The sequence below is a fragment of the Nostoc sp. JL23 genome, assembly GCF_017115065.1.
Taxonomy (GTDB): Bacteria; Cyanobacteriota; Cyanobacteriia; order Cyanobacteriales; family Nostocaceae; genus Nostoc; species Nostoc punctiforme_A.
In genome coordinates, this window is record NZ_JABXKN010000126.1 from 38,846 (window position 1) to 50,665 (window position 11,820).

Annotated in this window: 13 protein-coding genes; 3 read left to right on the forward strand and 10 right to left on the reverse strand. The window is 41.0% G+C overall.

From position 1 onward, the window contains the following. Nucleotides 1-55: 55 nt before the first annotated feature. From HWQ42_RS25620 to ruvC, 9 genes are all read right to left on the reverse strand, one after another. The gene (locus HWQ42_RS25620; protein ID WP_292817038.1) at nucleotides 56-280 is read right to left on the reverse strand and encodes a hypothetical protein; all 225 of its coding nucleotides are present in this window, start codon (nucleotides 278-280) and stop codon (nucleotides 56-58) included. Between the two features lie 201 nt (nucleotides 281-481). Next, nucleotides 482-784, reverse strand: a complete 303-nt coding sequence (locus HWQ42_RS25625) for a helix-turn-helix domain-containing protein (RefSeq protein ID WP_292817039.1) — start codon at nucleotides 782-784, stop codon at nucleotides 482-484. Next, nucleotides 781-1,368 (reverse strand): hypothetical protein, encoded by a 588-nt coding sequence (locus HWQ42_RS25630; RefSeq protein WP_292817040.1) that lies wholly within the window; start codon nucleotides 1,366-1,368, stop codon nucleotides 781-783. Before HWQ42_RS25630 ends, HWQ42_RS25625 begins: the two co-directional genes overlap by 4 nt. After that, nucleotides 1,368-1,538, reverse strand: a complete 171-nt coding sequence (locus tag HWQ42_RS25635) for a hypothetical protein (protein WP_292817041.1) — start codon at nucleotides 1,536-1,538, stop codon at nucleotides 1,368-1,370. Before HWQ42_RS25635 ends, HWQ42_RS25630 begins: the two co-directional genes overlap by 1 nt. A 7-nt stretch (nucleotides 1,539-1,545) precedes the next feature. Beyond that, nucleotides 1,546-1,932, reverse strand: coding sequence for a hypothetical protein (locus HWQ42_RS25640; protein ID WP_292817042.1), 387 nt, complete (start codon nucleotides 1,930-1,932; stop codon nucleotides 1,546-1,548). Nucleotides 1,933-2,004: 72 nt separating this feature from the next. Then, nucleotides 2,005-2,478, reverse strand: coding sequence for a helix-turn-helix domain-containing protein (locus HWQ42_RS25645; protein WP_292817043.1), 474 nt, complete (start codon nucleotides 2,476-2,478; stop codon nucleotides 2,005-2,007). After that, entirely contained in the window at nucleotides 2,475-3,854 is a 1,380-nt protein-coding gene (locus HWQ42_RS25650; RefSeq protein WP_292817044.1) for a restriction endonuclease subunit S, read from the reverse strand. The genes HWQ42_RS25645 and HWQ42_RS25650 overlap by 4 nt, the downstream gene beginning before the upstream one ends. A gap of 30 nt (nucleotides 3,855-3,884) precedes the next feature. Then, a complete protein-coding gene (locus tag HWQ42_RS25655) occupies nucleotides 3,885-5,939 on the reverse strand; it encodes an N-6 DNA methylase (RefSeq protein ID WP_292817045.1) in 2,055 nt (684 codons plus the stop codon). Between the two features lie 462 nt (nucleotides 5,940-6,401). Then, nucleotides 6,402-6,893 carry a crossover junction endodeoxyribonuclease RuvC gene (ruvC, locus tag HWQ42_RS25660; RefSeq protein ID WP_292735399.1) on the reverse strand — a complete coding sequence of 164 codons (492 nt, stop codon included), beginning with the start codon at nucleotides 6,891-6,893 and terminating at the stop codon, nucleotides 6,402-6,404. Nucleotides 6,894-7,068: 175 nt separating this feature from the next. On the opposite strand from ruvC, the gene yvcK reads away from it, so the two are divergent. The 3 genes from yvcK (at nucleotide 7,069) to HWQ42_RS25675 (ending at nucleotide 10,671) form a co-directional block, all read left to right on the forward strand. Next, nucleotides 7,069-8,472, forward strand: a complete 1,404-nt coding sequence (gene yvcK, locus HWQ42_RS25665) for a gluconeogenesis factor YvcK family protein (protein ID WP_292817046.1) — start codon at nucleotides 7,069-7,071, stop codon at nucleotides 8,470-8,472. Between the two features lie 71 nt (nucleotides 8,473-8,543). Further along, on the forward strand, nucleotides 8,544-8,999 hold the full coding sequence (tsaE, locus tag HWQ42_RS25670) for a tRNA (adenosine(37)-N6)-threonylcarbamoyltransferase complex ATPase subunit type 1 TsaE (RefSeq protein ID WP_292735393.1): 456 nt from the start codon (nucleotides 8,544-8,546) through the stop codon (nucleotides 8,997-8,999). A gap of 1,033 nt (nucleotides 9,000-10,032) precedes the next feature. Beyond that, complete coding sequence (locus tag HWQ42_RS25675; protein ID WP_292817047.1) at nucleotides 10,033-10,671, forward strand: PadR family transcriptional regulator; 639 nt, start codon at nucleotides 10,033-10,035, stop codon at nucleotides 10,669-10,671. 95 nt (nucleotides 10,672-10,766) lie between these two features. Here HWQ42_RS25675 and HWQ42_RS25680 read toward each other — a convergent pair whose 3' ends face one another. Further along, nucleotides 10,767-11,765, reverse strand: a complete 999-nt coding sequence (locus HWQ42_RS25680) for an aldo/keto reductase (RefSeq protein ID WP_292817048.1) — start codon at nucleotides 11,763-11,765, stop codon at nucleotides 10,767-10,769. Nucleotides 11,766-11,820 lie beyond the last annotated feature (55 nt).

Sequence of the window (11,820 nt, forward strand, 5' to 3'; positions counted from 1 at the left end):
TATGTATCCAGGATATAAATCAATGTATATCCTGGTTTAGAGTTAAACTTAAATTTTAAGTATCATCACCCTGGTATTCTGTTTCCGGAGGCTCAAAGATAATTTCAAATACAGCTTTTGGGACAAAGCGACGTAAAAGTTTAAGGTGATCGTCAGCATCTTGACGGTTAAAAAACCGAGCAATGGTATATGTTTTAGTGGTTGGTAAAATACGCACAATTATCCAAGGACGATGTAATAATGCTCTCGATTCTTTAGAAAAAATGCTTTGATGATTCATACATTCTCCTGTTGTGTTTTATTTGCACAAATAACAAAAGTTGTTATCGTGCTGATATTGGTGGGAAATACCAGACTAATTTCCTGGTTAATGAGTTGATAGGGATATGGCAAAGTGTGATGTGATTACCCTATGCGAAAAAGAGAACCTAAAAAGGGCCCAATGGCTATTTGACAAAAGTCAATTTCTGTGTTTTAGTTATCAACCTTGACTTAAGGGACATAGCAAATCAAAAATTACAGATGGAATTTCCTCAAAATGCTCTAGAAGAAAATCCATCAATGCAAGATGGTGTAAGTCACATTTGCTAGGTGAGCGATAATTGCAACCTCTTCTAAACCAACGCCTTACAGTTGAAGGAGAGCGAGAACAAATCTTAGCAATCATCTCGTAATCTACATCCCACTTTGCATAAAATGTACGGGGTGAAAGTTCTAACTTACAGTTGATGTATGAGTTGATTAGGGTGAGTTCTCGCTCTGTTAAGGGGCGAGGATGTCTCATGAAACTGGCTCCTCGCTGATGGGTTCTATATCTTGCTCCCAAGCAGTATCAACTACAACTACATTGGATGAGTTGTGTAACCAAATTAGGTATTTCCAAGTCCATTGAGCCTGATGTTGAGCATAGGCAAAAAAACGCCCAATAATTATGCCACTGTTGGTTTCAGGTTCATCGGCAACAGGAATCCAACGAATGCGATCGCCACACCAAAATAAGGGTGGTATAGTGTTTTGCGGAAAATCCTCCGGTAGAGCCTGGGGTGTGGAGATTGCTTTGAATTCAGTTGCAGGTAGGTCAGAAATTATCTCGCTCTGGCAAGTTCTCAGGATATGAAGGTAGTTGCCAATTACAGAGCCTTTGAGATTAACAGTTAGCTGTTGAATCAGCAGAGCCGCTATGCAGTCTATTTCTTGTTCTGTTAAATGTATCCAAGTTGCATTGAATTCAGCATCACAATAATTGCTGAGTCGGGATAGTAGTTGTGTAATGCCAAAATCATCTAGCGCTTGTTGATAAGTATCATTACGTCTGCCTTTGGAACAACTTTGTTTCACGCATAGACGATCGCTAATTGGCTCTATCATTATGAGAGTCTCCTTGTTACTGAGGAGCCAGGAGTCAGCAGGAAGCGTCGGAAACTTGTTTGCTGACTTCTGACAAGATTTAAATAATTTTGCGATCGCATTAATTGCATTTCTACTATTGGTGCTGCTGGGTGTAAGGATGGGGCGATCGCTTCTCTACACTTCCTCATTGCCGCATCACTGTTGGAGTAAAAGTTTGGTTGCATCATAGTCGTGTAGTCCTGGAACTACTAGCCACAGCCACATCCGGCATTTGAATAACCGGAGTGATAGTAGTTCTTCAGGGAATATTTGATTTCTGTGACCTTGCCAGTGTCCAAGGTGTGCAAGTTGTTGTTTGGCGCAGATTGGGCAGAGGTCGCCTGGTTTTCCTTTGTCGATGGTGTAGTTTGAGTCTTCAGGATTGAGGGGTTTAATTCCAGGAAAGCGCCCTGCTTGGGAATGGGGGCACGGTCTGCTGTCGAGTTCTGCGGGGATGATGCCAGTGCAAATTAGGTTATCAGGGTATACGTTACCGTCAGGCGAGAGAAAGAGGGCTTTGGGTTCGGTGTTTTGAATATTCATGCTCTACCGAATAAAATGTTTGACTAAAAAACAATATATGCGGTAAAGTATTCTTATGTAAAGAAGTTTAGTTTAAATTTTGAATCCAGCTTGTTTTGCAATTAAAGTCAAATACTTAGATGTGGCTAAAGTCGGCTCATATACACTTTTTTCCCATTGGCTGACTGTTGCTTGTCGCACACCTAGCCTTTGTGCAAACTCCGCTTGTGTTAAATCCATGTGTTGCCGCAGTGCTTTGATTAATTCAGCATTCCACAGAACAGTATCACCCTGAAGCTCAACTTGATATTTATCAGGAGGTCTACGAAATGTCACTTGTTGCTGATCAAAATCTACTTTCTCAACACGATATCCCGCTTCCATCCAAGCATAAGCTTGTGATGAGCCTTGTTTGCGGTTACTCCACCATGCCTGTTTATTTCTTGCTGATTCAGGCAACACATCATTTATTAAAGTTTCAATTTCAGCAAATAATAAATTTATTTCATTTTGCTCACTGCCACGCAAAAATTCAAGGAGTGGCTGGTACTTGCTGCCCTCCTTCATGTCACCTCTTCTTCTCCCAATATCATGCGCTCAACGCGAGTTTTTGCTTCCGTGACTAAGTTTTCGGCTTCTACACGCAATCTTTTACCTTCAGCACGACGACGTGAAATTTCAGCACTAATTTCTCTTTGCTTATTTAAATCTTCAGGTATTGGTAATTTGATACTAAGAACATCTGATGCAGAAACTCTGGGAAGTGAAGTACCACTCTGTAGTGGCACAACTTGATTAAGAGTAATTTGACTTAAGAGAAGTCCCTGTAAAAATATAGGATCTACTTTTTGTTTGTTAGGTCTAAGTACAACGGCTTCACCTGAACACACGCCATTAAATTCAGCCAACCAGACTTTATTTAGATATGGTCGCATACGTCCGAAAAGTATGTCACCAGGTTCAAATTTTGGTGATGAACTCAGAATTTGCTCTCCTCGAACTGGGAAAAAATCTATTAATTCACCAGTATTTGAAGCAATATTACCTAGTCCAATATAATTAATATTTTCATTTGCATATTCATCAACAGGAGTGATACGTTGATTAACTTGGCTAACAACTTCTCCGAGTAAAACTGGTTTCATTAATCCAAAATTTATTTCTTGCAAAGTAACTACAGCTTCAAAATCAAATCGACCGCCAGCAATAGAATTAATAGATTTTATAGATCGATGTTGACTTTGAAGCTTAGTAAGGTCAATTCCTAATTCTCCCAAAATATATTGCTCAATTTTTCTATATATTTGTTTTGCTTCAGCTAATTTATTCTGTCGTGTAGCATAAGTATTCTGCATTATTTGAGCAATACATTTTTGAACAGAAGGCGGAGGACATGGTACTGCTATTTTGTTAATACTTTCGAGGCTTAATTTTGGTTGAACAGCGCCTCCTGTAAAATATTTTATATATGCCTGCCCAAATTTAGAATTAAGATAAACTGCAAGATATAAAGGATTTAGCTCGTTAATTTCTGTTATTCTTGCTAAATTTTCATTAAAATAGCATGGATCAATATATTCGTCTATCAAACCTACTGTACCAATAGTTCCCGCAATAGAAATTACTACATCAAGATATTTAAGCGGATAGCGAAGTATAAATTTCTCTTGTTCAGGTGAAATAAAAACAACATTTTTAAAATCTACTCTCAATTCCTTGATGTCTGTACTACGAACATAAGGTATTCGTATTCCTTCCAAAACGTATCTACTATTTGAGGGTAATCTTTTACCTCCTCTCACTTTACCTATTTTAGAGATAGTTTTCAGTGTAAACTTGCCTTTATTAATTTTTTCAATTAGTACTTTATCTGGTAGTAAAAATTGTTCAGCAATAAACCGCCCTTTTTTTATTATATTGATTGAAATTATAGTTGAAACCATAAGTTATAACTAAATCTATTCCTTTAATAATTACCAGCCTAGATTTTTATCAAAATCCACTATTTTCTCTTGTACTTCTGGTGGTTCATGAGCATGATTTTCAGCTATAGACATACGCCCCGCAGCATCATAACCAATATCATCAATTCGTGCCATGTAAACTTTATAATCTTCATCAAATTCCATAACTTCCTGACTAAGTTCTAGCTGACCTTCGGCTGTCAAAAGTATTTCACGCTTCTGTAGAACAACCACGCTAGTTTTCACACCCGCACCATAAGGTGCGAATGTAGCTTGTGGTAAGCTGATAATTGCCTTCAATCTAGCCCAGCGTAAAATCCAATCTCTAACATCCTGCATTGAACTGTTTGCCAACACTCCATCAGGTAAAACAATTGCTAGCTTTCCATTTGGTGCAAGATATTCCAAACAACGATTTAAAAAAGCAACTTCTTGAGGAATACTTTTAACAACCTTGCCCTTCTTCCTTGTCACCCCATCTCGTCCAGCAAAATCCTTCAAAACACTTTCGTTTGTTAATTTAGAACCAAATGGAGGATTAGTTAAAATCATCGTCAACCCTCGCAGATAAAACCCAGGACGTTCTGGAAGCCCCTCTGTAATTCCTCCTGTAATGCTACCCAATCGCTCCAGCGAATCCATTACCTTTAAATCCGCATATTGTGCGCCATTCATTAAAGTATTAACTCGCGCTACGTGCATCACATTTCGAGAATATTCAGCACCAAATAAATGATTATCTCGAAACTTGATAAACTCTTGCGTTGGTTCTTCAGGATTAATCCCTTCAGGATTACCACCATTATTTGCGATTGCTTTTGCATACTCCTGCTTACGCACATAATCCAAAACGTGCGTCAACATCCGCGCTGAACCGCAAGCAGGATCGCCAACATAATCATTTACTGTAGGTTGCAAAATCCCCACCATTAAATTAATTACTGGCGTAGGCGTGAAATATTGCCCCAAATCGTCACGGAAAGTTTTACTTAAAAAGTCTTCAAATACCCCACCTTTGACATCTGCCGAAGATTTTCGCAAACTCCAAGACTGCAACCGTTCAACAATTTGCATTGTGGTATAAGGTTTGAACTGCAACACATCAGCCTCATTAAAAGCCAAGCGTACACCCAAATCATCACCAAATTTTTTCGCTAGTGTATCTCTTTCCCACTGCTTGGCTTTTTCAAAAGTATCTCGTACTTGTACTAATAAGCGTTCTGGGTCAGTTTCAGGATTAATACTAAATACGTAAGCTCGTGACTCACCTGTTTGCTTGGCCAAATCAACAGTCGCCTGCTCGTCGTACCATTTAGCAAACAAGAATTTAACCATTGCATCAACGGCTTCCTGGGGCTGCAAACCCTCGTTATCTCTCAGGATCGAATGGCATCCAGAACGGGTATCTCCTAAAACCTCACGAAATCTATCACGGCTGAGTGGTATGAGTCCTGTTTGAATACCATCCGGCTCATTAGGATTAAGAACTACTGTATAACGACTATGCTTTGCCGCTTCACGGGAACTTTCATACTTACTGGGTAAAGCATCGCCAATTGGTTCTAGCTTGCGTGGATAGTCAAGGTCACGACGATAGACTATTGTGTGCTTACCACTGGTTAAAATTGCGTAACGAGCAGATGGTGAAGCACTCATGTAAGCATTGAGTCGATTTAAATGATCTACCCAACCTTCTGGGTCTTTCCCATCAAGCTTTTTATTAGGTTCCATCGCCTCCAGCATAATGAAGGCTACATCTAAATTACCTACAGCGTCAGCATAACGGTCATCGTAAACAACTACATCCGCCCGACCTTGGTAGCGTCGCCCACCTTGATAAGTTCCTTCAGCAAAATCTGCGTACAGTTCTAGCTCCATCGCCTCTAGTGGTACACTGTACTCCTCTACTAAAATCTGGATTGCCCATATTGTTACAGGGTCTTCCGCCGGACGCACGTAAGAACCATCAGATTTAAATAACTTCTGGAAGTTCATGTGCTGACGGTATATCTCTGGTATGTCAACTGGATTTTTGTAAGGATTTGTGAAATTGGTGAATGGCATGAGCGATCGCTGTAGATGACAGATTATGGACTAGCGAATTAATATACTACTGCAAGATGGCAGAAAATCAGACATAGCAAGTATTTACTCTAAGACCAACCCTATAAGTAGTTAGAAATTCCACGTGGTAGTATATTTTAGAATCTAAGCTACCTAGATGATTATTCCCAGTTACGTAAGCTAGATTAACTTAGACTTTATTGCATTGGTAGTTGACAGTTACACTTAAATATAGTATCTAACCTACAGAAAATTAAGCCTAGCGACATCTACCCACACACCACAAGTTAACCTTCAAGCAAAAAGCGATCGCTCATTCCCAATCAAAGTTAATCGGTTCAGGCAATCGCCCTCATAGCCATCAATTATATAGATAGAACGCTTATTTCTCAGTTCAACTAATTATTCTCCAGTTCAATTAATTATTCTCCAGTTCAACTAACTATTCTCTTTTTACAGTAACTACAGCTGATAAGAAGCCGTCAAAGCCACAGCCAAAGCATCCGCAGCATCATCTGGCTTAGGAATTTCATCTAAATCCAACTCCCGCGCCACCGCTTCTTGCACTTCTGACTTATCGGCATTGCCATAGCCTGTTAAAGCTTGTTTAATTTGAGCCGGAGTAAACTCTACATAAGGAAGACGACGCTGGCCTAACACTAAAATGACTATACCCCGCGCCTGTGCAACCAGGATAGTACTTGACATACGATAGAAGAATAGTTTCTCGATCGCCACTAAATCTGGTTGAAATTCCTCCATCACGGTGTGTAAATCATCAAACAAGGTACATAAGCGCTGTCCCATTTCTACATCTGCTGACGTTTTAATTACTCCAAAATCCAGCATATTTACTGTAGTCTCTGGTACTTTGTTGAGATTTTGTGTGCAGCTAATTACCCCAAATCCTAAAATTGCCAGTCCTGGATCTAATCCTAAAATTCGTTTTTCCATTAAATTCACTTTTACCAAGCCAGGGTTATTGTTTAACTAGAAATACTGGCAATGTTCACGACTTGCTCTTAGTCTAATAGGATTGATAAATATAATAGTTTCACGCCTGGTCTTTTAAACCAAGCGGTGTAAATTTTCTGTTAATTATTGTTTGTAGCACTGCTCCAAATCAGGTATGTCAATTGGTTTTCTCAGACAAGCCCTCAACGCCCTGCAAAAGCAGTCGCGCTCTCGTACTTCCTATCGGGTTAACCAGTGGTTCAAATGGTTATCCCCTGGACTATCGGTAAAACGTTGGTTGTTAATTAGTGTTGGGGGTGTACTGCTGGCGAGTTTGGGGTTAGCTATTTGGATTAAGCTAACCCCAATTTTTTGGATGATTGAGTTGGTTAGAGGTTTCTTGGGAGTCATCACCAACCTCTTACCGAACTATATTAGTGGGCCTTTGGTGCTGCTTGGCGGCTTGCTGTTGGTGCTTTGGGGGCAAACTCGCACTGTAGGCTCAATTACTAAGGTACTAAGAGCAGAAGGCGGAGAGGAACTCATTGATGTCTTACTGGCCCATCGTCGATTGTACCGAGGCCCAAAAATCGTGGTAATTGGTGGTGGTACGGGACTTTCTACGTTGTTGAGAGGACTGAAAACCTACAGCGCTAATATTACTGCAATTGTTACTGTCGCCGATGATGGTGGATCTTCTGGGCGTTTGCGTCAAGAGTTTGGAGTGCTACCACCAGGAGATATTCGCAATTGTTTGGCTGCACTAGCTGATGAAGAAAAGTTATTAACAGAATTGTTTCAATACCGTTTTCGGGCTGGAGATGGGTTAACTGGTCACAGTTTTGGCAATTTGTTTTTAACGGCAATGAGTGATATTACTGGAGATTTAGAACAAGCAGTTGCAGCCAGTTCTAAAGTCCTAGCGGTGCGAGGACAAGTACTACCAGCAACTCTCAGTGATGTTCGCCTCTGGGCAGAATTAGCCGATGGTCGTCGTATTGAGGGGGAGTCTAGTATTCCCAAAGCTGGCGGTAAAATTGTCAAAATTGGCTGCATTCCGGCTAATCCTCCAGCGGTGCCAGCAGCGATTAAGGCAATTAAAGAAGCTGATTACATCATTATTGGTCCGGGTAGCCTTTATACAAGCCTAATTCCTAATTTATTAGTACCAGAAATTGCCGATGCGATCGCTCAATCAGATGCCCCCCGTATTTATATCTGCAATATCATGACTCAACCCGGAGAAACTGAAGGCTACACTGTTGCTGATCACATCAGAGCAATTGATGCTGCTTGTGGAGAAAGACGACTATTCGATGCTGTATTAATACACAAAAAATCCCCTTCGGAGCAATCACTTATCCGCTACGCCCAACAAAACTCCCATCCCGTTTTCCTCGATAGAGAAGCCGTAACTCAACTAGGGCGACGGATTGTTCCAGCTAACGTTTTGTATGAAGATGAAATAGGTTTTGTACGTCACAATCCGCAGAAACTCGCACAAGTGTTATTGCGGTGGTACGGTAGAAGTCAGTCCCTTCGGGGAATTCAAAATTCAAAATTCAAAATTCAAAATTAAGGAAGATGAAAGTTTGTTATTTGTCATTTGTTTAGACTAATTAGTAATGACTAATACCCAATACCTAAATTATGAAAATTTTTCTTGCAGATACAGAAGCGACGCTACGCTTGGGTATTACTCTTGGCGAATCCCTGACACCGGGGAGCGTAATTTTACTAGAAGGTGATTTAGGCGCTGGTAAAACTACTTTAGTTCAAGGCATTGGTAAAGGTTTAGGAATTGCTGAACCCATTGTCAGTCCCACTTTCACGCTGATTAATGAGTACACGGAAGGGCGCTTTCCTCTTTACCATCTAGATTTATATCGCTTAGAACCGCAAGAAGTTGCAACCCTAAATTTAGAAAGTTACTGGGAAGGTGTTGAAGTCATACCAGGAATTGTGGCTGTTGAATGGGCGGAACGATTGCCCTACAAGCCAGATAGTTATCTGAGCGTGAGTTTAACTTATGGACATGAAGGCACTCGTCAAGTCGAACTTACACCATTCAATTGTGCCATTAGCAAAGTCATTGCCGCGATTTAAGCTCATCGGTCGACTAAAGTATGAGGGATTTCACTTTTTTGATCGCAACACTCAAAAATTCCTGCAAATCATCCAGAGAGAACTTTACACTCGTCCTATCTGCCACTACCACGTTCACCACTGTCAATTACTAACATTGTTATCTCAACCAAAACAAAAATCTTTAATCAGCTTTTCTTCAATAGAAAACTGGTAGTCAGCTTTGCTGATAACTGCTTCTATAAATTGAGGAAAGTTCGCAACACACTGGCTTTCTTTAAAAGGGAGAATATTTTTTCTTCACTCCCTTAAATCCAGGCGGGGTTATCTTATCCGAATAGTATTGAACCTAAAGTGATTCTTAACTAAACAGGATATATGAATCAAGCAAGTGTAAATAAACTGTTGTTGGGGTCAATGAGAGTTTTGAGAGAACTTAGTCAGCTTCGATTGAACCCGATTAGTTCCCTACTGTGGTTCAAAAAAGGAATCTAGATTATTTAGCAGCGAATGCTAGTAGAAAAAGTTAAGCGATTATAAAATTATGTATAATTTTAACTTTTCTCACACTTATTATTCCCAAATTAAGTTCACAATCTATAGAAAAAATAAAGTATTTTATAAATTTACAAAATTAGTTCTAATAATTTTAACTAGCAATAAATTCTTATATTCACATCTGTAATTAGTACCGATCTCAAGAAAATATTAACTCAAATATCTCGTATTTATACATATTTTTATCTATAAAGACAGATGTATTAAGTAAGTTGGCACGGAAAAAACCTAATCATGTAAAAATACAAGGTTTTGTCTGTGGAGTGACCTCTTTGTTACACCTATTACTTCAGAGTTAAGCAAAAATGCTTAACCTACGGCGTTTAATCGTAGATTAAGCATTTTTGCAATAGTTGGAGTCTTCTGTCGAACAAGTGCAGACTCTTGGCTAGTCGAAGCTGCTTTCGTTACAAATCTTCATCAAAATTCTATTCCGATATATCGCGATATATTCCGATATATCGTATATTAGAGAAAGTTGATTTGAGATTCACTTATGTTTAGACATTTTCGGTCACGTTTTGGCGCACCTGCATGGGCGGGAGTCAGCGAAGAGGATTCATTGCTTGTCAGGTCTTGGTTTGGACATGGCAACCATCATGACAAGCATCATGGTAGACATCATGACAAACGCTTTGATAATGAAATGTTTGGTCGTGGTTGGGGAGATGAATACCGGACTCGTCGGGGTGACATCAAGTTCATTCTGCTGGAATTGTTATCCGAGCATCCTAGTCATGGTTACGACCTGATTAAAGAGATGGAAACTCGCTATGGTGGTTTCCGTCGCCTCAGTCCTGGCTCGGTGTATCCAACACTCCAATTGCTGGAAGAAGGAGGTTATCTCAAGAGCGCACAGGAAGGGGGCAAGCGGATTTATACGATTACGGATGAGGGTAAACAATTATTGGCAGAACGTGCCCAACAAGAACCTTCAGATACTCCTTGGGATACCTTCAAAAGTTTTGTTACAGGTAAGCCCCAAGAGTTCATTGAGTTGCGGAATGCCGCCACAGAGTTAGCTGCTGCGGTGGTGCAGGTTGCTCGTAGTGGCAATATGGAGCGGATAAATCGGGTGCGGGAGCTTTTAGAGCAAGTTAAACGGGAAATTTACGCGATTCTGGCTGAAAAATAAGTAGAGGCTCGTAGTAAGGACTTTAGTCCTTATTTTCTAAGCACCAAACTGCTTACTACAAACCCTCTAGTACTTTGCTTACGCTGTTGATAGCATTAGCGTTCGCTGTCCAGCATTTGCATCTGATGTTCGTCATAACGAGTCCCTGCGATCGCAGATGCGGGAATTGCTGCTTCAATACGGGTTAATTCTTCTGGGGATAGATTTACATCCAGAGCCGCCAACGATTCGGAAAGTTGGGTGCGCTTACGTGCGCCGATGATCGGCACAATATTTCTGCCTTTCGCAAGTACCCAGGCAATAGCCAACTGCGAAGGAAGAACTCCTTTCTCGGCGGCAATTTGCTTTAGTTCTTCGATCAGGCGTTGATTCTGAGCAAGGTTTTCTTTGCTGAAGCGTGGTAAGTAGGCACGGAAGTCTCCCTGTGTGGCAGGAATGGAGCCACTCAGTAGCCCTCGTGAAAGCACACCATAAGCAGTTACGCCAATACCAAGTTCTTTAAGTACAGGAAAAATCTCGCTCTCAGGGCTACGGCTAATCAAGGAGTACTCGATTTGTAGGTCACTGATGGGGTGGATGGCGTGGGCGCGGCGGATAGTGTCCGCTCCCACTTCCGATAGCCCGATATGTCGGATGTAGCCAGCTGTGACTAGTTCAGCGATCGCGCCGATGGTGTCTTCGATGGGAACTTGCGGGTCTAATCGAGCCGGGCGGTAGATGTCAATGTGGTCTACTCCCAATCGGGTAAGACTATAAGCGACAAAGTTTTTCACCGCAGCGGGGCGGGTATCTATACCAATCCATCCGCCATCGGGAGTACGTAAAGCGCCGAATTTCACCGAAACTAGTGCTTTGTCTCGACGATCCTTGATTGCCCGACCAATTAGCATCTCATTGTGTCCGCTGCCATAGAAATCGCCAGTATCCAGTAATGTAATCCCGTGGTCGAGAGCTGCTTGGATAGTTGCAATGCTTTCGTTTTCGTCTGCTGCACCGTACACACCAGACATACCCATACATCCGAGAGCTAGGGGGAAAACAGTTAGACCTTTAGAACCAAGTTGGCGAGGTTGAATTTTATTTTGGGTAGTCATATAGGGCTTCTCAGTTGTTTTACTGCTAGCTTAGGTTGAAAATTCTCCGCATCTT